This is a genomic window from Bradyrhizobium sp. RP6 (assembly GCF_003837805.1).
Classification (GTDB): domain Bacteria; phylum Pseudomonadota; class Alphaproteobacteria; order Rhizobiales; family Xanthobacteraceae; genus Bradyrhizobium.
Genome location: NZ_RQIT01000004.1, coordinates 314,070 through 334,752 on the forward strand (window position 1 = coordinate 314,070; position 20,683 = coordinate 334,752).

Sequence of the window (20,683 nt, forward strand, 5' to 3'; positions counted from 1 at the left end):
GCGGCAGATGAGCTCAACGGCCTCCCAACCCGCGCGGACGCACGTACAGACGGGCCCCGAGGCGGAGGCCTGGGCCGAACGCCTGCGCGTGGCCAATATCAACCCGCGGACGGGGCTTGCAACCGACTATCTCAATCATTTCAATGAAGCCGTGATGCTGCTCGAAATGGTCCCGGACATGCCTGAATGCGCCGACGACTTCCTGACCTGGACGCCTCTGTCCTATGCCGAGCATTTCACGGCGTCGAATTTCAAGGCGCGGGACCTCGCCATCGAGGCCTATGACAAGGCCGATCCCAACGTCCGCGCCCAGTTCGACCACATCACCGATACCATGACCTCGATCCTGACCGCGGTCGGCTCGGCCATGCGCGAAGTCGAGAAGGACACAACCCGCGTCCGCCTCGCCGAGCAGGCCACCCTCTGGGTCAAGCCGCTGATCGCGGCCTGCGGCGGCATCATCAATGGCGGCGCGGAAGCCGACGTCGACACCATCATGGCGACCTCGGCCGGATAGGTGACGAGATTGGCCGCGGTCGTCCAGCCCACCCACCCCCAGCTCGCGGTCAGCGCAGCCATCTTCCGAGACGGCAAGGTGCTGCTGGTCCGACGCGCCCGTTCGCCTGCCAAGGGGTTCTATTCGCTGCCGGGCGGCCGGGTCGAATTCGGCGAATCGCTGCATCAGGCCCTGAACCGCGAGGTTGACGAAGAGACCGGCCTTCGTATCGAGATCATTGGCCTTGCCGGCTGGCGCGAGGTGTTGCCCACCGCGACCGGCGCCGGCCATTATTTGATCATGTCCTTTGCCGCCCGCTGGGTGGCCAACGAACCGGCCTTGAACGACGAACTCGACGATTACCGCTGGATCGCGCCGGCCGCTCTCGGCGGCCTCGGCGACCTCAAGCTGACCGGAGGGCTGGAGGAGGTCATCCAGTCCGCCGCCCGGCTGATCGGCCCCTGACTGAGCGGCAAACTCCGACACCTCTCCCGCTTGCTTGCCGGGGGAGGGAGCGCACCGTCCGCGCGACTCCGCCTTGCGTCCACCGCCCCGAGGGGGCATACAGCCCGCCGATGTCTACGCGATTTCTGGCCATTCTTGCCTTGATTCTCGCCTGCGCCGCCGGGTCCGTCCGGGCCCAGGACGTAGCGGCGCCGTTTGACGCCGATTTGCAGCGCCTGGCCGAGATCCTCGGCGGCCTGCACTATCTCCGCGGCATCTGCGGGTCCAACGAGGGCAACAAATGGCGCAACGAGATGCAGGCGCTGATCGAGGCCGAAACCCCCTCCGGGGAGCGCCGCACCCGTATGATCGCCGGATTCAACCGCGGCTATAACGGCTTTCAGCAGACCTACCGGAGCTGCACGCCGGCCGCGACGGTGGCGATCCGCCGCTACATCGAGGAAGGCTCGAAGATCTCGCGGGATCTGACGGCGCGCTACGCGAACTGACCGCTCTCTGCTTGTCATTCCGGAGCGGGACGAAATCGCGAATCCGGAATCCATCGCACCACCAACTCTGCGCCAGATGGATTCTCAGGTGCGTAGTTGCGCACCGTAGTTCGCGCTGCGCGCGCCCCGGACGGGTGCTGGAACCCTGTCGTCGACTTTGTGCACAGCCGTTAACCGTTCTTAAAGATGTGGCCTAGCGGTCGTTAACGCCCGTGCTACACCTCTCGCATAGCGCATCGCCGTGGATCGCGCCCCAGCCCTGACCGAGTTTCATGAACCAGCCGATTTCCTACGCCCGCGCGCCGCTGCCCGATCACGAGCAGAAACAAGCTGCCCTGAGCTATCTCAACGAGGCCTGGGCCGAGGCGCGCCATGACGGCGTCGACGGTGATTGCCTGGCTCAGGCGAGCCTGTTCGCGGCACTGGCCGAACTCGTCGGCACCTATGGCGAGGACGCGGTAGCGAAGTTCGTCGAGGGCTTTCCTGGCCGCATTCGCAACGGCGAGTTCTCGGTCGGCATCTCCAGGCAGTAAACCCGTCGAAAATGACCCCGCCACGCGGGCGGGGCCAGTCGACGGATGAAAGACTTTGCGAACGGATTTGACGAAAGCCTTCGCGAAGTCTCCCGCCTTTATCGCACGGAGGCCACGTCAGGCTGATGAGCATTAGTCTCGCGGCGGTCGGGAGATGTTCCCGTCGCGATCGGGAACGTGCTCCCTCCTCACGGCTCGACCTTGAGCGTCGCTTTCATGTTGGGATGATAGCGGCAGTAATAATCGATCGTCCCCGCCTTCTTCAAAACCGACGTGGCCGACTTCTTCGGCGGCAGCATCACGTCGAAGTCACCGTTCTTCGCGGTCGCGGTGTGAGCGAAGACGTCCTTGTTGATCCAGGTGATGGTATCGCCCACCTTCGCCGATATCTCGGCCGGTGAGATCACGAGGTTGTCCATCGTGATCTCGATCGTCGCGGCGCGCGCCGGGACGACCATCGCCACGACGAGCGCGACAGCGGAGAACACTCGTCCCGACATCATCGCTCTCCTATTTCAGTTCGGCCGCGACGTGCTCGGCGTGCTGCTGATGGCCCTGGAAGATCTTCAAGCCGGTTTGGAGCAGGCTCTTCAGCTCGGCGTTGCTGGCCGAGGGAATGAGCTGGGTCTCCAGCGCGGAATTGACCTGCTTGTGGTAGGCGACCTCGTTGGCGACATAGGCCTTGTCGAATGCGGCACCGCTCAGCTTGTCGAGCTCGGCCAACTTGTCGCCGGCCTGCTTGGACAGCGCCTTGCTGGTGTCGTTGTCCTCAGGGGTGACGTTCAGCTTCTTGACCAGCGCGAGCGCCTGCTTGTTGACGGCCTCGTGGTCGCGCAGCATGTCCTCGGCGAACGCCTTCACCTCCTTGCTCTTCGCCTTCTTCTGCGCCTGCTTGGCGGCGTTGATGTCGATCACGCCTGCGGTGTAGGCGATGTGAGCGATCTGCGGATCGGTGGGCTTGTCGGCTGCACCGGCGCTTTGCAACAGCGCGGGACTGGACAACAGAATGGCTGCGGCGGCGGCCGCGCTCCAACGGACAAACATGGTGAGACTCCTGTGCTGCCGGGCATTCGCCGGCTTTGCTTCACGGGAGTTGGATGAGCGTTTCGTGCAAACGTTCCCAAGAATTTTCAGCCGCCGACAGCAAGCCGCTTCAACACCGCTTCAGTCAGGCGCTCGCACCGCCAGCCGGCGAACGGGAATGCATCCATCATCACCGGACCGATCTCCTTCTCGACATTCTCGCGCAGCATCGTGCGGGCGCGATGCAGCCGCGTCTTCACGGTCTCCGGTTTCACGCCGAGCAGATCTGCCGTCTCCTCGATGTTCATGCCCTCCATGACGCGCGCGATGAAGACCATGCGGAAGACGTCCGGCAGTTCGTCTATGGCGCGTTCGACGACGCGCTGGATTTCACGTTGGGCCATGGTCTTTTCCGGATCGCCTGCGGAAGAAGCGGGGAATTTGATGATCTGCGCCGCGATCGCCTCTTCCGGCACCGCACCAAGCTCGACATGCGGCTTGGCGCTTCGCATCCTCCCAAGGGCTTCGTTGATGGCGATCCGCGACAGCCAGGTCGACAGTCCCGACTCGCCGCGGAAGCCGTCGAGATGGGTGAATGCGCGAACGTAGGTTTCCTGCACCACGTCCTCGGCTTCGCTGTCGCTGCGCAGGATGCCGCGCGCCAGGCGATAGAGCCTGCGGTTGTTTGCCTGCATGATCTCGCGCAAAGCAGTCTCGTCCCGGCGCCGCGCGCGGTTGATCAGCGCGGCCTCCAATGTCCTGGCCCCGGCGGACAGGCCGGCTGCAGTCCCTGGCATGGCGTTACCTATCTCCATTCGCTCCAGACGTTGGATGCAGGCTGGCGGAAAAGGTTCCCAGTTTTCTTTCGCCCAAAGGGGGCCAGCAAACCTAATTCGTCTCGATCGGCAGCGCCGGATCTTTCGCCCATTCGCCCATCGAGGCGTCGTAGAGCGTCAGCTTGTCGAAGCCGAGTTGCGCCAGCAGGAAGAGGTCGACCGTCGTCGAAATGCCGCCGCCGCAATAGCAAATGACGGTCTTGTCGCGCGTGACGCCCTGGGCCGCGAATTTGGCCTCGGCATCTGCAAGCGTCGTCAGCGTCTTGTCGGCGTTCACCAGCGTTGCGGCTGGAACGTTGACGCTGCCGGGCACGCGACCCGGCCGGCCATAGCGGCTGGGTTCGAGGCCGCGGTGAAACTGCGGCCCGAGCGCGTTGACGATGACAGTCGCGGGATCTCCGATCCGCGCCAGCACGGTGGTCTTGTCGATAAAGAAGCCCGCGCGCGGCGTCGCCTTGAAGGTCGTCGCCGGATAGCCCTTCGGGGCACCTCTTTCGACCGGCCGCCCCTCCTCCTTCCATTTGTCGAACCCACCATCGAGCACGAGCGCATCGATGCCGAGCGCGCGCAACATCCACCAGAACCGCGTCGCCCACATCATGGTGCCGATGCTGTAGAGCACGATGGTCTTGGACGCGTCGACCCCATGCCGGCCGAACCCGGCCTCCAGCTGGGCGACGTCAGGCATCATGTAGAAGTGTTGCGACGAGGCGTCCGAGAACTCACCTTGCAGGTCGAGGAAATCGGCACCGGGGATGTGGCCGGCTGCGAAGGTCTTGTCGCCGGGCACCGCGCGATAGGGCACGTCGCTGCCTGGGGGCACCGGCTCGTTATAGGTCGTGCAGTCGTAGAGGCGGAGATTGGGATCGCCCAAGATGGCGGCGAGCTGGTCGGTGGTGATGAGGCCGGCTGGCTGGGACATTGGATTACTCTCCCGTTCGAGAGGGAGTGTAAGCCTCTCCCCTCGTCATTGCGAGGAGCTCTTGCGACCAAGCAATCCAGACTGCCTACCGAAAATTTCTGGATTGCTTCGCTGTGCTCGCAATGACGGGGGATGGTGCGTTCGTCCCCCGACAGAAGCTCTACGGCTTCAGCGTCTCCAGAAACCGCACCGCCTCGCCCTGCGAGGGGGTCACCAGCTCGCCCTGCCACATCACGCGGCGGCCGCGGATGAAGGTGCCGACGGGCCAGCCCGTCACGCGCACGCCGTCATAGGGAGTCCAGCCGGCCTTGGATGCAACCCATTTGTTGGTGATGGTCTCGCTGCGCTTCAGATCGACGATGGTGAAATCGGCATCATAGCCGGCGGCGATGCGGCCCTTGCAGGCCATGTTGTAAATGCGAGCGGGACCGGCGCTGGTGAGGTCGACGAACCTCGCCAGCGACAGGCGGCCGGCATTGACGTGGTCGAGCATGAGCGGCACCAGCGTCTGCACCCCGGTCATGCCCGAGGGCGAGGCCGGATAGGTCTTCTGCTTCTCTTCCAGCGTATGCGGTGCATGGTCGGAGCCTAGCACGTCGATGATGCCCTGCTCGATGCCGCGCCAGATGCCGGCGCGGTGATCGGCGCCGCGCACCGGCGGGTTCATCTGCGCCAGCGTGCCGAGCCGCTCGTAGCATTCGGGCGCGACCAGCGTGAGATGATGCGGCGTCGCTTCGCAGGAGGCGACATCCTTATGGTCGCGCAGGAACTCGATCTCCTGCTTGGTCGAGATGTGCAGCACGTGAATGCGCTTGCCCGTCTCGTGCGCGAGATTGACCAGTCGCTGCGTCGCCACCAGCGCCGCGGTCTCGTCGCGCCAGACCGGATGCGAGCGCGCGTCGCCCTCGATGCGCTGCGGCTTGCGCTCGTTGAGCCGATACTCGTCCTCGGCGTGGAAGGCCGCACGGCGGCGGATCACCTGGAAGATGCGGCGCAGGCTTTCGTCGTCCTCCACCAGCAGTGCGCCGGTCGAGGAGCCGATGAACACCTTGACGCCGGCGCAGCCGGGGGCGCGCTCGAGCACCGGCAGGTCCTGCACGTTCTCGCGGGTGCCGCCGATGAAGAAGGCGAAATCGCAATGCATGCGATGATGGGCGCGCTTCACCTTGTCGGTGAATTCGGCCTCCGTCACCGTCAGCGGCGCGGTGTTCGGCATTTCGAACACGGCGGTGACGCCGCCCATCACGGCGCTGCGCGAGCCGGTCTCGAGGTCTTCCTTGTGCTCCAGCCCGGGCTCGCGGAAATGCACCTGCGTGTCCATCACGCCGGGCAGGATGTGCAGGCCCTTGCAGTCGAGCACCTCCGCGGCGTTGCCTTGCGACAGCGGGCCCAGCTCGGCGATGCGCCCGCCCGTGATGCCGATGTCGCGAACAGCCTCGCCGTCCTGGTTGACCACTGTGCCGCCCTTGAGGATCACATCGAAACGCTGGCTCATGGCTGAAGGCCTTTCTCATCCCCAAGCGCAGGGCTCGAGGTCTTGTCGTTTATGCGTTGGGGGCTTACGTTCCGGAGCAACATGTCGCAAGAGATTTTCGCATGAAATCGGCGTTTCTTCCCGACCGGGGCGTGGTCAAGGTCGCGGGCGAGGATGCGCGCAACTTCCTCAACGGCCTGGTCACGACCGACGTCGACAGGCTGAAACCGGGCCTGGGGCGATTCGGCGCGCTGCTGACGCCGCAGGGCAAGATCATCGTGGATTTCCTGATCACGGAAGCGCCCGCGGGTCACGGCGGCGGGTTCCTGATCGACTGCCCGAAAGCGCTGGCAGACAGCCTCGCCACCAAGCTGAAATTCTACAAGCTGCGGGCCAAGGTCACGGTCGACAACCTTTCCGACGATCTCGGCGTGCTCGCGGCCTGGGACGGCCAGCCCGCGGCCGAGCCGGACCTCGCCTTCATCGATCCACGGAACGACGGGCTCGGCTACCGCATCCTGATCCCGGAAAATCTCAAGCAGAAGCTGTCCGACCTGATCGGTGCCGAGCTGGTCGATGCGGCCGAATACGAGGCGCACCGCATCGCGCTCGGCGTGCCCCGCGGCGGGCTCGATTTCATGTACAGCGATGCATTCCCGCACGAGACCAACATGGATCGCCTCGCCGGCGTCGATTTCGACAAGGGCTGCTATGTCGGTCAGGAGGTCGTCTCGCGCATGCAGCATCGCGGCACCGCGCGCACGCGCAGCGTGAAGGTGCTGCTCGAGGACGCGTCGCCCGAGCCGGGTGCGACCATTCTCGCCGGCGACAAGCCGGTCGGCACCATCGGCTCGACTGCCGGCGGCAAGGGCATTGCCCTGGTGCGCATCGACCGCGTCGCGGAAGCGCTCGACGCGGGCCAGCCGCTCACCGCTGGCGGGCTGCCTCTGACGCTCGCTGAACCGGACGTCGTTCGAATTCCAGCCAAGCAGCCCATCGCATGAGCCGTGCTCCCCGCCTGCATCCCGACGGCCTGAAGCGGTGCCCCTGGCCTGGCGAAGATCCGCTTTATGTCACCTATCACGACACCGAATGGGGCGTGCCGGAATATGACGACCGCGCGCTGTATGAGAAGCTGATGCTCGACGGCTTCCAGGCCGGGCTGTCCTGGATCACGATCCTGCGCAAGCGCGACAATTTCCGTAAAGCCTTCGACGATTTCCAGCCGGAGAAGATCGCGCGCTACAACGCGAAGAAGGTCCATGCGCTGATGAACGATGCCGGCATCGTGCGCAACAAGGCCAAGATCGACGGCGCGATCCTGAGCGCAAAGTCCTATCTCGATATCATGGAGAAAGGCCCGGGCTTCTCGAAGCTGCTGTGGGACTTCATGGACGGAAAACCGCAGGTCAACCAGTTCAAGACCACCGCGAGCGTGCCCGCATCGACGCCGCTGTCGGTGCAGATCTCCAAGGAGCTGTCCTCGCGCGGCTTCAAATTCGTCGGCCCGACCATCGTCTATGCCTTCATGCAGGCGACCGGCATGGTCAACGATCATCTCGTCGACTGCCACTGTCACGCCACCTGCGGCAAGACGCAGCGCAAGCCGCGCCTCAAGGCCAAATGACGGCGAAGAAGACCGCGCGCGATGCGCAGTCCCGCGCCTGGCAGCGCATGCTGTCGGGCCGGCGGCTCGACCTGCTCGATCCCTCGCCGCTCGACATCGAGATCGCCGACATCGCGCACGGCCTTGCCCGCGTCGCGCGCTGGAATGGGCAGACCATCGGTGCGCACATCTTTTCGGTTGCGCAGCACACGCTGCTGGTGGAAACCGTGCTGCGGCACGAGATGCCGCGAGCCGACCAGCGCATGCGGCTCGCTGCCCTGCTGCACGATGCGCCGGAATATGTGATCGGCGACATGATCTCGCCGTTCAAGGCCGTGCTCGACGGCCACTACAAGGCAGTCGAGAAGCGCCTGCTCGGCGCTATCCATATCCGCTTCGGCCTGCCGCCGGTGCTGCCCGACGAGATCACGCAAGCCATCAAGGCCGCCGATCGCGGCGCAGCTTACCTCGAGGCAACCGAACTGGCCGGCTTCAGCGAGAGCGAGGCCAAGCGCCTGTTCGGCAAGAATCCCGGCCTGTCCGACACCATCCGGCGCGACTACCTGACGCCTTGGACGGCGGCGCGGGCCGAGAAGCAGTTTCTGGAGCGATTTGGCGCCGTGTTTGCGTAGGTCCTGTAAGGTGGCAAAGGCGCACTGCGTCGCGCCCCCCATCCCTTCGCGTTTGCGACAAGAGTGGCGGGCACGCTTCCGCCTTCGCTCTTCGAGCTACGGCGGACATGTCGCTTTGCCCATCCCACCGACCCTCGCTATAATCGGCGGCAAAAAGGTCTCCCATGATCCATGTCTGTTCCCTCGCCGCGCTTCCCGAAACTGTCCGCATCACCGGCGCCAGCCATGTGTTGACGGTGATGGCCAATGTCGAGCAGGTGGCACGTCCGGTGTCGGTGCTGCCGGCCAACCACCTCAAGGTGTCGATGGACGACATTACCGAGGAGATGGACGGTTTCGTCGCACCATCGGAGGCGCATATCGAGCAGGTGCTGACCTTCGTGCGCGGCTGGGACCGCAGTGCACCGCTGGTGGTGCATTGCTATGCCGGCATCAGCCGCTCCACCGCGAGCGCGTTCGCGGCCGCCTGCGCGCTCAATCCGAATCGCGACGAGATCGAGATTGCCAGGAAGATCCGCGCGGCATCGCCGATTGCCTCGCCGAACCGGCGCATCGTCGACCTCGCCGATCGTGCTCTCGGGCGCAACGGCCGCATGCTGCGCGCGCTCGACGAGATGGGACCCGGTGCGATGATGGTGGAAGGCCGCCCCTTCGTAATCGAGCTCGAATGACCAGGCGTCACGAGATAGGTGCGCTCCCTCTCCCGCTTGCGGGAGAGGGTTGGGGAGAGGGTGCGTCCTCATCGGGACACTCCCGGTGTGGAGACAACCCTCGCCCGGCGCTACGCGCCGACCTCTCCCGCAAGCGGGAGAGGTTGCAGCGCCTCCGCGGTGAAACCGCCTCAAACAACCGACAAGCCGTTTTCACAGCACCTGCGATCCCGGCCGCATGAGCGACAGGCAGCTGACGCCGATCGAGATTGGCCTCACCGCCGCCATCGTTGCGATCGAGAACCACGAGCCGCTGATCCTGACCGCACCTGGTGCCGACGGGCTTGCCGGCCTGCCGTTCGGCCCGTTCGACGCGGTGAGCCATCGCACCTTCGAAATCGGCCTGCGCGCCTGGGTCGAGCAGCAGGCGGGCCTGCGGCTTGGCTATGTCGAGCAGCTCTACACCTTCGGCGATCGCGGCCGCCATGCCGAGGCCGGCGATACCGGCGCGCATATGGTGTCGATCGGCTATCTCGCACTGACGCGCCCTGTGGACGGCGAGCTCGCCGCAAACGCGGCGAGCTTTGCGCCATGGTATCGCTTCTTCCCCTGGGAAGACTGGCGCGAGCAGCCGCCGGCGATCATCGCCCGCGACATCATTCCGGCGCTGACGAAGTGGGCCGAGCAGGAAACGCCGGAGACGACGCGCGCGCTGCCGCGGAAGGATCGCGTGCGGTTCTATTTCGGTCTCGACGGCGCGCCCTGGGACGAGGAACGCGTGCTCGACCGCTATGAGCTGCTGTACGAGGCCGGGCTGATCGAGGAAGCACGGCGCGATGGCCGCCCTGCGGCATTAGCGCGCAAGACACTTCCCCCGCTCGGCACGTCGATGCGCTTCGACCACCGCAGGATTCTCGCCACTGCGATCGCGCGGCTGCGTGCCAAGCTGAAGTATCGTCCTGTCATCTTTGAACTTTTGCCAGCCGAATTCACACTTACCGAACTGCAGCACACGGTGGAGGCGATCTCCGGCCGGCATCTGCACAAGCAGAATTTCCGTCGCCTGGTCGAAATGGAAGCCCTGGTCGAACCGACCGGCGTCATGTCGACACAGACGGGCGGACGGCCGGCGGCGCTCTACCGCTTCCGCCGCGAGGTGCTCCAGGAGCGGCCCGCGCCGGGCTTGCGCGTGCGCTCCCGGCGCTAGATCCTGATATTTGTGGTACCGGCCCCCGCCCGCCGGTTGCCTGGAGGCTCCATGTTCGACGGCCCGTTTGACGTCTTTGCGCTGATCATTGCGATCGTCGCCTTCCTGATCGCGATCAAGGCGACCAACCAGGCGACCGAGCTGCGCCGCCGGCTGAGCTCGCTCGAAGAGATGTTTTACGCGCAGCGGCAGGTGCAGCCGCCGCCGTTGATACCCGCGGCGGTGCAGACCGAGGCGCCAGCAACGGCTCCAGCGGAGCCGCCGCCGCTTGCGCCCGAAACCGAGCTTGCGTCGCCTCCGCCGGTCACCGCAGATGCTTCGCCGCCCCCATTCGAGGCCGGGAGCGAGGTCGGCGCACCGCCGCCGCTGCCCGCACCGGCGCCCGGGTTAGAGGAGCGGCTCGGCACCCGCTGGGTGGTGTGGATCGGCGGGCTCGCGCTCGCGCTCGGCGGCTTCTTCATGGTGCGCTATTCGATCGAGGCCGGCCTCCTCGGCCCCGGCGTGCGCGTGTTCCTCGGCGGATTGTTCGCGCTGGCGCTGTTAGGAGCCGGCGAATGGACGCGGCGCAAGGAGGCCATCTCCAGCATCCAGGCGCTGCCAATCGCCAACATCCCCGCGATCCTCACCGCGGCCGGCACGGCGGTAGCGTTCGCAACCATCTACGCGGCCTATGCGCTTTACGGCTTCCTCGTGCCCGCAACCGCCTTCGTGCTGCTCGGCCTGGTCGCACTCGGCACGCTCGCCGCCGCGCTGCTGCACGGGCCCGCGCTCGCCGGCCTCGGCGTGGTCGGCGCCTTCGTGACGCCGATCCTCGTCTCCAGCGGCAAGCCGGACTATTGGGCGCTTTACATCTATCTTGCGATCGTCACCGCCGCGAGCTTCGGCCTCGCCCGTATCCGCCTGTGGCGCTGGCTTGCAGTCACGACAATCGTTTTCGCCGTGCTCTGGATCCTGCCGGGTCTCGACGCCGCCGAACTGCAGGTCGCACCGCACGCCTTCCATGTCATCGCGGGCTTCGTGCTGGCCGCGCTGCTCGTCGTCTGCGGCTTCATGCTCGGGCCCGGCATCGAGGACGGCGAGATCGAGCCGGTCTCGTCGAGCTCGCTCGGTGCCTATCTGTTCAGCGCGATGCTGATCGTGCTGTCGAGTGCGCATGCCGATCTGGCGCTGATCGCGTTTGCGCTGCTCGTCGGCGCAACCCTGTTCGTCGCCTGGCGCGCGCCGGCGGCCACCGGCGCGATCGGCGCGGCTGCCGCCACCGTCTTCATCGTGTTCGCCGAATGGGCGGTGCGCGCCAATCCTGACATGCTGGTGCTGCCGGGCGGCCCCATGCCCGGCATTGGACCGACAGCAACCGACAGCGCGGTGACGCTGCACCTGGTGACGGCCGCGATCTTCGCCGCCGGCTTTGGCGTCGCCGGCTTCCTGGCACAAGGCCGCTCGAACTCGGCGATCATTCCGGTGGTGTGGTCGGCGGCCGGCGTCGCGACGCCGATCGCGATCCTGGTCGCGCTCTATGCGCGCATCGCCCATCTCGACCGCTCGATCCCGTTCGCGATGCTCGCCGTGCTGCTCGCCGCCGCCTTCGGCGCTGCGACCGAGGCGCTCACGCGCCGCGAGACCCGGCCTGGCGTTGCGATCTCCACTGCCCTGTTCGCGACCGGCACGCTCGGCGCACTGGCACTGGCGCTGACCTTCGCGCTGGAGAAAGGCTGGCTGACGATCGCGCTTGCGCTGATGTCGCTCGGCACGGCCTGGATCTCGATGCAGCGGCCGATTCCGTTCCTGCGCTGGCTCGTCGCGATCTTCGCCGCGCTCGTCACCGCGCGCATCGCCTACGATCCGCGCATCGTCGGCGACGCCGTCGGCACCACGCCGATTTTCAACTGGCTCTTGTGGGGCTACGGCCTGCCGGCGCTTTCCTTCTGGGGCGCGAGCATCTTCCTGCGCCGCCGCGCCGATGATGTGCCGCTGCGCATGGTCGAGACCGCCGCCATCCTGTTCACCGCGCTGCTCGCCTTCATGGAGATCCGGCACTTCGCGACCGGCGGCCGCATGACCGCCGCTCCCTCGCTGCTCGAATTCGCGCTGCAGGTCTGCATCACGCTGGCAATGGCGATCGGGCTGGAGCGCTTGCGGCTGCGCAGCCACAGCATCGTGCACAATGTCGGCGCGGTGGTGCTGACCGCAATCGCCGGGCTCATCAGCGTGCTGGGGCTCCTGCTCCTGGAGAACCCGCTGCTGCTCTCCGGCGTCAATGTCGGCGGCCTCGTATTCAACCTGCTGCTCCTCGCCTATGCGCTGCCGGCCGTGCTGATGCTGCTGCTCTCTTACGCCGTGGCGGTCCATCGCCCTGTCGCATACGCCAACACGATCGCCGGCGGCGCGCTGGTGTTCGCCCTCACCTATGTGACGCTGGAGATCCGGCGGTTCTACCACGGCCCGGTCCTGCTCTACGGCGGCACAACGAGCGCGGAGCAATATACCTATTCGATCGGCTGGCTCGCATTCGGGGTGATGCTGCTTGGCGTGGGCATCCTGGTCAATTCGGAGCGTGCACGCCTGGCCTCGGCCGCCGTCATCGCGCTGACGATCCTGAAGGCCTTCGCCGTCGACGTCTGGACGCTGACAGGCGTCTATCGCGCGCTCTCGTTCATGTGCCTCGGCGTCGTGCTGGTCGCGATCGGCTGGCTGTACCAACGCATCCTGTTCCGGCGGCAGGTCACACTGCCGCCGGCCGCGCCGCAAACGGGCACGTGAAGGTCAGGCCGCGCGGACCGATTCCAGGAACTGCGCGACTTCGACCTTCAGGCGGGTGCTGTCGGTCGCCAGCGACTTCGCCGCCGACAACACTTCGCCCGAGGCCGAGCCGGTCTCGATCGCGCCGCGCTGCACGTCGGTGACGTTGGATGATACTTGCTGCGTGCCGAGCGCGGCCTGCTGAACGTTGCGCGAAATCTCCTGCGTGGCCGCGCCCTGCTCTTCGACGGCGGCAGCGATGGCCGAGGATACTTCGGAGAGGCGCTCGATGGTGCCGCCGATCTCCTGAATCGCGCTGACGGATTCCTGCGTTGCGGCCTGGATGCCGGACACCTGCGCGCCGATCTCGCCGGTCGCCTTCGCGGTCTGCTCGGCCAGCGCCTTGACTTCGGAGGCGACGACGGCAAAGCCGCGGCCGGCCTCGCCGGCGCGCGCTGCTTCGATGGTCGCGTTCAGCGCGAGGAGGTTGGTCTGGCCCGCGATGGTGTTGATGAGCTCGACCACGTCGCCGATGCGGGAGGCCGCCTGCGACAGCGCGTTGACGCGCTCGTTGGTCCGCGCCGCCTGCTCGACGGCTTCGGCAGCCATCCGCGCCGAATCCTGCACGCGGCGGCTGATCTCGGTGATGGAGGACGACAGCTCCTCGGAGGCGGACGCCACCGCCTGGACGTTGGTGGAAGCCTCCTCCGAGGCCGCCGCAACAACGGTTGCGAGCTCCTGGCCGCGCTGGGCCGTGCCGCTCAGCGTGGCCGCGGAGGCCTCGAGTTCGGTCGAGGCCGATGACACGGTCTCGACGACTTCGCCGATCATGACCTCGAAATTGCGGGTGATGGCATCGACGCGGCGGCCACGCTCGATCTTGGCCTCGGCGTCGCGCGCCGCCGCCTCGTCGGCCGCCTTCTTGGCGATCAACGCCTCCTTGAAGATCTGGAGCGCATCCGCCATCGAGCCGATCTCCGTCTTCTCGCCGCGGTGCGGCACGTCGGCCGAGAGGTCGCCCTCGCCGAGCGACTGCATCGGACGGATGATCGAGGCGATTCCGCGCGAGACGTCGCGCACGAGGTAATAGGCGGCAGCGATCGCGATCGCGACCGCTGCAACGATGATGCCGACGAGTGCGCGGAAGATGGTGGCGTAGCTGTCGGCCGCCTGCTTCGTTTCCGCTTCGGCGCCGCTGTTGTTGAGCTCGATGCTCTTCAGGAGCAGGGGATCCGCCGCCTGAGCCATCTTCGCGACCTTGGTCTGCAGCAGCTCGTTGGCATCGGTCGGGAAGCGGCCGGTGCTCTTGCGCGACAGCGCCATCGTCTCCTGAACGCCATTGAGGTATTCGGCCCAGGCCTTGGTCCACTGCTGATAGATCGAGCGTTCCTCTGGCAAGGTGATCAGGCCTTCATAGACCTTGCGCGTCTTCTCGATGCGCTCGCGTAGCGGAGCCATGCGCTTCTCAGCGGCGTCCTTGCCTTCAATGCTCTCCTGCATCAGGTGGAGTCGCAGGACGACGCGCAGCTCGTTGATGTCGGCGCGCATCGAGCCGAGTGCACGCACGCTCGGCAGCCAGCTCTCCGCGATCTCGACCGTATGGGCGTTGATGTTCTGCATCGTGCCGATCGCCATCACGCCGACGCCGGCGAGCGAGAGCACGAGGACCGACAGCACGGTCAGCAGCTTGAATACGATCGACAATTTCGACATCATGACAATCCCGATGTAGCCAACAACGCGCGAATGACCTGCGCCGCAATCGTCGCGACGGACGACAGGGCGGAAGTCAGTTCAACAATGCTGGCTGGTTCTTGTCCCGAGAGATTGCGCCCATAATCGCAAACAGGCGTTAACAGGAACCTACGTAAAACTACGGCTCGCGCCCGTGATCGCCAACCATCTGTTGCGGCGCGCATGGACGTCTCCTGCCGCGATGCGGACGCAGCTTGATGCACCGCATCACGGAGGGGATGACGGCTTCCCTCACGGTGACGGCGAGCGTCACGCCGCGCGCACGGTACCGAGGAATTTTCCGACCTCCAGCTTCAGCCGGTTGCTGTCGCCGGACAGCGATTGCGCCGCCGCCAACACCTGCGAGGACGCCGATCCGGTCTCGCTCGCGCCTTGCTGCACATCGATGATGTTGGACGACACCTGATGGGTGCCTGCCGCGGCCTGCTGCACGTTGCGGGAAATCTCCTGCGTTGCGGCGCCCTGCTCTTCGACCGCGGCTGCGATGGTCGAGGAGATCTCCGAGAGCTTCTCGATGGTGTGGCTGATGTCCTTGATCGCGCCGACCGAATGCTCGGTGGCGGTCTGGATGCTGGCGATCTGCTGGCCGATCTCGCCGGTCGCCTTCGCGGTCTGCTCGGCGAGCGCCTTGACCTCGGAGGCGACGACGGCAAAGCCGCGGCCCGCCTCGCCGGCGCGCGCGGCCTCGATGGTTGCGTTGAGCGCCAGGAGATTGGTCTGGCCCGCGATGGTGTTGATCAGTTCCACCACGTCGCCGATCCGCGCCGCCGCAGCGGAAAGCTCGCCGACGCGGTCGGTCGTGGTCCGGGCCTGGCTCACCGCATTGCTCGCGACGCGGGCCGATTCCTGCACCTGCCGGCTGATCTCGGTGATCGACGACGACAGCTCTTCGGTCGCCGACGCCACCGACTGCACATTGGTGGACGCTTCCTCGGATGCAGCAGCAACCATGGTGGTGAGCTCCTGTCCACGCGCCGCAGTCGACGTCAGCGTCGAGGCAGAAGCTTCCAGTTCGGTCGATGCCGAGGAGACGGTATCGACGATTTCGCCGATCGCAGCCTCGAAGCTGTCCGCGAGCTTGTGCATCTCCGTCTTGCGCTGCGCGGCCGCAATCTGGTCCTGCCTGATCTTGGCTTCAGCTTCCTCGCGCGCCTTCTGTTCTGACACGACCTTGAACTTTTCGACCGCCGCAGCGACGCCGCCGACCTCGTCCTTGCGCCCGAGACCGGGCAGCACCACGGAGAAATCGCCGCCGGCGAGCTTGTCCATGGCGACCGTAAGCGCGCGGATCGGCCGCGCGATGGTGAGAAACGACATCAGCCAGGAGCCGACGAGGACGAGCATGGCAAGTGCACCGACCAGCATCGCGAGCTGCTCGCTCGATTTCATTCGTGTAGCGGCCGCTGCATTTTTCTCCTCGGACTTGCGCCCCGCGTAGTCGGCGATCTGACCGATCAGGACATCGAGTTCGGCGGCAATCGGCAGGGTCACCTCGCGAGCGATGCGTACAGCGTCTTCATTGAGCTTGGCGGCACGCGACGCGCTATCTGCGCCGCTCGCAGCCAATATCTCGCTGCGGACGCCAGAAATCTGCTGCGCGGCCTTTCCATAATCCGCCGCCATCGACCTCAACTTCTCCATGCGGGCGCGGTTCTCAGCCTCGTGCGACAGGCGCAGCATCCGGTCGACCAATAAGCCGGTCGATTTCTGCTGATCCTCCAAACTCTGATTCGCCTTTTGGATATCGGCCTGGCTATTGGCTAGACGAAGGTCTCGTACAGCGAGTTGCATGCCGCGAACAGCTGCCTCCGCCTTCACGGCGTCGCGCGCGATCTGCTGCTGCGCAACTGCACTCTCTGTGATCTCGCGGACACTGACATTGCCGAGCATCTGGCTCGCGATCATGGCTCCGACCAGGAGCACCCCGAGTGCCGAAGCAATCGCCAGCTTGGTGCCGATTCTCAAATTCTGAACAAGGCTCAACATGGGCAGTTTCCCCCGAAGGAATGCGCAGCCGAGTCATTGTCGACTGTCCCTAGGCCTTGACTGCGCCCTTGCCTAAAAATTGAGCGCGGCACCTTCCGATTTGGTTAAGGACATCACTCGCAGAAATACGGATTTGTTACGCTAAATGATTGAAAGCGAAGGGAATTGATCTCGCCATAGTTGTAAATTGCAGCTGGAGGTCGGATCTAGGGGGCTCTGCACCCGACCGTCTCGCCGACGACGCTGATTCGAAAGACCGGCTTCTTGTTCTCGTCGAGCAGCTCCATGCACCACTCGGCGTTTGGCTTCAGGCTACGCGCTATGCCGCCGAGCAGATTGGCGCACACCTCGGTCATCTCGGTCCAGGCCGCCACGCGATCCTCGAACTCGTACGGCTGGTCGGCGGCGCCGGAATAGCGGCCGGTACTGATGCGAAAGAAATAGAGCGACATCGTTGACCCCTCGCGTAGAACCGCCCCGGCCGCACGCAAATTGAAGGCGAACAGCTACCAACGCATGAAGGCCGCAGTCCGTATCAATACGGCGCAGCGGCTTCGTGTTCGACGGACGTCTTCGGCGACAAGTTGCGCGGATGGTCCCGCGCGGCCAGCTCACTGGGTCGACTGGCGCAACTCCAGCGGGCCCTCATTCTTCGCCGGCTCGGACTTCACCGGCTCGAGCCGGCTGCTCTCGACACGCGGCGTCTCGACGCGCGCGGCGACTTCGGTGTTCGATGCGCCGATCGAACCGGTACGCTCCGAGGTCCGCAGCGAGCGCGGCCGCGCCGCAGCGCGCGCCATCAGCATCTGGTTGCCGCCCTGGTGATGGAAGTCGCAATAGGCGAAGCCCATGCCCGACACCGAGCCGCGGAAGCTGCGATCGTCGGTCTTTTCCAGGTTGAAACAGGGCTCGAACGGGATGCCCTTGATCGAGGCGCAAACGTTCTGGCCGCGGATCTGGAGCGTATTGCCGGGCAGGCGGAGGTGACGGACCGGGCCAGCGCCCGAGAACTGCACCGCACCGGCGGCGCCGAGGTCGTCGAGGATGCGGCCTGCACCGCGGGTGCCGTCGAAGCAGGTGAAGGCGAACACTTTGCCCGCCACGAAGCGACGCGCCTCGTCGGCGTTCATGCTCCCAGCAATGGCTGGCGCAAACGTTGCTGCCGCCGTAACAGCCCCCAACACAATACGCGCAAGCATGCTCAACTCCGAACTCAACCCCCGCAGCGGGCGATGCCTATCTCTTTACCCACTGCTTACCATACCAACCAAGGCAACATTGGAGCAGCTTGGTTGGTAAAGTCTAAACGCCGTTAGTCAATTTTAACCACGATGCGGCCCCGGACTTGGCCGGCAAGGATCTTCGCGCCCCACTCCGAAACTTCGTCGAGCGAAATTTCCTTAGTGATTTCAGATAGCTTTGTCCGATCCAGATCGGACGCGAGGCGTTGCCAGGCTGCCTTCCTCGGCTCGATCGGGCACATCACGGAATCGATGCCGAGAAGGCACACTCCGCGCAAAATAAACGGCGCGACCGAGGACGGCAGGTCCATACCGGCGGCCAGACCGCAAGCCGCGATCGCTCCACCATATTTCGTCATCGAGAGCAGATTCGCGAGGGTCGCCGAGCCGACGCTGTCGACGCCGCCTGCCCAACGCTCCTTGGCGAGGGGCTTTGCCGATGCCGAGAGTTCATTGCGGTCGATGACTTCGGCTGCTCCCAGGTGCTTCAGGTAGTCGGCCTCGGAGGCCCGGCCGGTCGACGCGATGACGTGGTAGCCGAGCTTGGAGAGCACGGCGATCGCGACCGAGCCGACGCCGCCGGCAGCGCCGGTCACCACGACCGGGCCGCTCTTCGGCGAGAGACCGTGCTTCTCGAGCGCCAGCACCGCGAGCATCGCAGTGAAGCCGGCGGTGCCGATCGCCATGGCATCGCGCGCCGACAGGCCCTGCGGCAAGGCGACCAGCCAGTCGCCCTTCACCCGCGCCTTCTCCGCGTAGGCGCCGAGATGGGTCTCGCCCATGCCCCAACCGGTGCAGACCACCTTGTCGCCCGCCTTCCACTGTGAATGCGATGAGGCTTCGACGGTGCCGGCGAAGTCGATGCCGGCAATCATCGGGAAGCGGCGCACCACCGGGGCCTTGCCTGTGAGCGCAAGGCCGTCCTTGTAGTTCAGCGTCGACCATTCCACACGGACGGTGACGTCACCGTCCATCAGCTCGGCTTCGTCGAACTGCGTGAGCTGCGCGGTGGTGCCCTTGTCCGCCTTGTCGATCCGGATCGCCTTGAATGTGGCCACGACTGAACTCCCTGACTTGTTTCAGGGATTGTTTAGCCGATCAGGCAGGCTGTGCAACCGCTCGCTCGACAGGTTTCTCCACAATGGGAAGATTGATCAGCGCGGAAAGCACGCCGAACAGGATCGAGAGCCACCAGATCGGCGTGTAGGAACCGAACCGCTCGAACACGATGCCCCCTAACCAGACGCCGAGGAAACCGCCGACCTGATGGCTGACGAAAGCGAAGCCGTACAGCGTCGCGAGCCAGCGCGTGCCGAACATCAGCGCCACCAGCGCCGAGGTCGGCGGCACCGTCGACAGCCAGGTCAGGCCGGAAATCGCGCCGAATGCGATCGCCGAGAACGGCGTGATCGGGAACGAGATGAAGGCGAGCGTTGCCAGCGCACGCGTGAAGTAGATGGTCGAGAGGATGTAGCGCTTGGGCAGGGAGTTCTGGAGATAGCCGACGCTGAGCGAGCCAATGATGTTGAACAGGCCGATTGCCGCGATCACCCAGCCTCCGGTTTGCGCGGAGATGCCGCGATCGACCAGGAAGGCCGGCAGATGCACGGTGATGAAGGCCAGCTGGAAGCCGCAGGTGAAGAAGCCGAGCACCAGCAGCACGTATGAGCGGTGGCCGAAGGCTTCGGCCAGCGCCCTGGTGAAGGTCTGCTCATCTACAGGCGCCGTGTTGGCCGTGCTTGCGACCGGCGGCGTCGAGAGCGCCAGTGACAGCGGGATGATCAGCAGCATCAGGAAACCGAACACGGAGAGCGCCTGCTGCCAGCCGAAATTATCGATCAATGCGACGCCGATCGGTGCGAACAGGAACTGCCCGAACGAGCCCGCCGCCGTGCCGGCACCGAGCGCGAGGCCGCGCTTCTCCGCCGGCAAGAGCTTGCTGAACGCCGACAGCACCAGGTTGAACGAGCAGCCGGCAAGACCAAAGCCGACCATCACGCCAGCGCCGATGTCCAGCGACAGCGGCGTCGAGGAGTAGCGCATCAGGAGCAGGCCGCCGGCATAGAGCAGAGCGCCGACACACATCACCCGGAACAGGCCGAAGCGATCGGCAACTGCGCCGGCGAAGGGCTGGCCCAGCCCCCACAACAGATTCTGTACGGCAATCGCGAGGCCAAACACGTCGCGGCCCCAGCTGAATTCGTGACTCATCGGCTGCACGAAGAAGCCGAGCGCCGAGCGCGGACCGAAGCCGAGCATGCCGATCGCACAACCGCAGAGAATGATGACGGCCGGGGTACGCCAGTTGGAGGAACGTGAGGCCGGAGCGAGCTCGCCGATCTGTGTCGACATGGTCTTCCTCGTCTGTCGTTGACGGATGCGCGATCAGCAGCCGCGGGAGAGCCCGTTTAATGCATCTGCATGCAAATCCCAAGTCAAAAAAGATCGCCAGTCGAGGACGATTGCATTCCATGAGGGGCTGCCGCGGGAGCATTGCGTTTCAATGCGGCCTCGCGCGGCGCTTCACCCGCGAACTGACGGGAATGTGTGCGGCAGGATCTAGCGGCCCGAACCGGAGCGTGCTATCTTCGATTTACTCAGATTGAGCATATTTGGGTACAACCTGATCT

At 65.3% G+C, this 20,683-nt stretch carries 21 protein-coding genes; 10 read left to right on the top strand and 11 right to left on the bottom strand.

Annotated features, from left to right (window positions below):
* Positions 1-7: 7 nt before the first annotated feature.
* The 4 genes from EHH60_RS12465 (at position 8) to EHH60_RS12480 (ending at position 1,982) form a co-directional block, all read left to right on the top strand.
* Positions 8-517: a hypothetical protein gene (locus EHH60_RS12465; RefSeq protein WP_124159751.1), complete on the top strand. Its 510-nt coding sequence runs from the start codon at positions 8-10 to the stop codon at positions 515-517.
* A gap of 9 nt (positions 518-526) precedes the next feature.
* Positions 527-961, top strand: a complete 435-nt coding sequence (locus EHH60_RS12470; protein WP_124159752.1) for an NUDIX hydrolase — start codon at positions 527-529, stop codon at positions 959-961.
* A gap of 110 nt (positions 962-1,071) precedes the next feature.
* Complete coding sequence (locus EHH60_RS12475) at positions 1,072-1,449, top strand: TIGR02301 family protein (RefSeq protein WP_124159753.1); 378 nt, start codon at positions 1,072-1,074, stop codon at positions 1,447-1,449.
* Positions 1,450-1,721: 272 nt separating this feature from the next.
* Positions 1,722-1,982: a hypothetical protein gene (locus tag EHH60_RS12480; protein WP_124159754.1), complete on the top strand. Its 261-nt coding sequence runs from the start codon at positions 1,722-1,724 to the stop codon at positions 1,980-1,982.
* A 188-nt stretch (positions 1,983-2,170) separates the two neighbouring features.
* Here the strand turns inward: EHH60_RS12480 and EHH60_RS12485 are convergent, their stop codons facing one another.
* The 5 genes from EHH60_RS12485 to EHH60_RS12505 all read right to left on the bottom strand — a co-directional run bounded on the left by EHH60_RS12485 (position 2,171) and on the right by EHH60_RS12505 (position 6,258).
* Positions 2,171-2,482, bottom strand: a complete 312-nt coding sequence (locus EHH60_RS12485) for a cupredoxin domain-containing protein (protein ID WP_370138588.1) — start codon at positions 2,480-2,482, stop codon at positions 2,171-2,173.
* Between the two features lie 10 nt (positions 2,483-2,492).
* Positions 2,493-3,026 (bottom strand): DUF4142 domain-containing protein, encoded by a 534-nt coding sequence (locus EHH60_RS12490; RefSeq protein ID WP_124159756.1) that lies wholly within the window; start codon positions 3,024-3,026, stop codon positions 2,493-2,495.
* An 86-nt stretch (positions 3,027-3,112) separates the two neighbouring features.
* Positions 3,113-3,802: an RNA polymerase sigma factor gene (locus tag EHH60_RS12495; protein ID WP_124159757.1), complete on the bottom strand. Its 690-nt coding sequence runs from the start codon at positions 3,800-3,802 to the stop codon at positions 3,113-3,115.
* Between the two features lie 91 nt (positions 3,803-3,893).
* On the bottom strand, positions 3,894-4,763 hold the full coding sequence (locus tag EHH60_RS12500; RefSeq protein ID WP_124159758.1) for a sulfurtransferase: 870 nt from the start codon (positions 4,761-4,763) through the stop codon (positions 3,894-3,896).
* Positions 4,764-4,923: 160 nt separating this feature from the next.
* Entirely contained in the window at positions 4,924-6,258 is a 1,335-nt protein-coding gene (locus tag EHH60_RS12505) for a dihydroorotase (RefSeq protein ID WP_124159759.1), read from the bottom strand.
* Between the two features lie 101 nt (positions 6,259-6,359).
* On the opposite strand from EHH60_RS12505, the gene ygfZ reads away from it, so the two are divergent.
* The 6 genes from ygfZ (at position 6,360) to EHH60_RS12540 (ending at position 13,092) form a co-directional block, all read left to right on the top strand.
* Positions 6,360-7,241 (top strand): CAF17-like 4Fe-4S cluster assembly/insertion protein YgfZ, encoded by an 882-nt coding sequence (gene ygfZ, locus EHH60_RS12510; protein WP_124159760.1) that lies wholly within the window; start codon positions 6,360-6,362, stop codon positions 7,239-7,241.
* Positions 7,238-7,864, top strand: a complete 627-nt coding sequence (locus EHH60_RS12515; RefSeq protein ID WP_124159761.1) for a DNA-3-methyladenine glycosylase I — start codon at positions 7,238-7,240, stop codon at positions 7,862-7,864. The genes ygfZ and EHH60_RS12515 overlap by 4 nt, the downstream gene beginning before the upstream one ends.
* Positions 7,861-8,475: a YfbR-like 5'-deoxynucleotidase gene (locus tag EHH60_RS12520; protein WP_124159762.1), complete on the top strand. Its 615-nt coding sequence runs from the start codon at positions 7,861-7,863 to the stop codon at positions 8,473-8,475. Before EHH60_RS12515 ends, EHH60_RS12520 begins: the two co-directional genes overlap by 4 nt.
* 164 nt (positions 8,476-8,639) lie before the next feature.
* Entirely contained in the window at positions 8,640-9,146 is a 507-nt protein-coding gene (locus EHH60_RS12525) for a tyrosine phosphatase family protein (protein ID WP_124159763.1), read from the top strand.
* Between the two features lie 217 nt (positions 9,147-9,363).
* The gene (locus EHH60_RS12535; RefSeq protein ID WP_124159765.1) at positions 9,364-10,332 is read left to right on the top strand and encodes an NUDIX hydrolase; all 969 of its coding nucleotides are present in this window, start codon (positions 9,364-9,366) and stop codon (positions 10,330-10,332) included.
* 51 nt (positions 10,333-10,383) lie between these two features.
* Positions 10,384-13,092, top strand: a complete 2,709-nt coding sequence (locus EHH60_RS12540) for a DUF2339 domain-containing protein (RefSeq protein WP_124159766.1) — start codon at positions 10,384-10,386, stop codon at positions 13,090-13,092.
* A 3-nt stretch (positions 13,093-13,095) separates the two neighbouring features.
* Here the strand turns inward: EHH60_RS12540 and EHH60_RS12545 are convergent, their stop codons facing one another.
* The 6 genes from EHH60_RS12545 to EHH60_RS12570 all read right to left on the bottom strand — a co-directional run bounded on the left by EHH60_RS12545 (position 13,096) and on the right by EHH60_RS12570 (position 20,405).
* A complete protein-coding gene (locus EHH60_RS12545; RefSeq protein WP_199751424.1) occupies positions 13,096-14,784 on the bottom strand; it encodes a methyl-accepting chemotaxis protein in 1,689 nt (562 codons plus the stop codon).
* 291 nt (positions 14,785-15,075) lie between these two features.
* The gene (locus tag EHH60_RS12550) at positions 15,076-16,812 is read right to left on the bottom strand and encodes a methyl-accepting chemotaxis protein (protein ID WP_124159768.1); all 1,737 of its coding nucleotides are present in this window, start codon (positions 16,810-16,812) and stop codon (positions 15,076-15,078) included.
* Positions 16,813-17,018: 206 nt separating this feature from the next.
* Positions 17,019-17,264 carry a DUF6894 family protein gene (locus EHH60_RS12555; RefSeq protein ID WP_124159769.1) on the bottom strand — a complete coding sequence of 82 codons (246 nt, stop codon included), beginning with the start codon at positions 17,262-17,264 and terminating at the stop codon, positions 17,019-17,021.
* 159 nt (positions 17,265-17,423) lie between these two features.
* On the bottom strand, positions 17,424-18,011 hold the full coding sequence (locus EHH60_RS12560) for a hypothetical protein (protein ID WP_124159770.1): 588 nt from the start codon (positions 18,009-18,011) through the stop codon (positions 17,424-17,426).
* A 113-nt stretch (positions 18,012-18,124) separates the two neighbouring features.
* Entirely contained in the window at positions 18,125-19,111 is a 987-nt protein-coding gene (acuI, locus tag EHH60_RS12565; RefSeq protein ID WP_124159771.1) for an acrylyl-CoA reductase (NADPH), read from the bottom strand.
* Between the two features lie 40 nt (positions 19,112-19,151).
* Positions 19,152-20,405 carry an MFS transporter gene (locus tag EHH60_RS12570; RefSeq protein ID WP_124159772.1) on the bottom strand — a complete coding sequence of 418 codons (1,254 nt, stop codon included), beginning with the start codon at positions 20,403-20,405 and terminating at the stop codon, positions 19,152-19,154.
* Positions 20,406-20,683 lie beyond the last annotated feature (278 nt).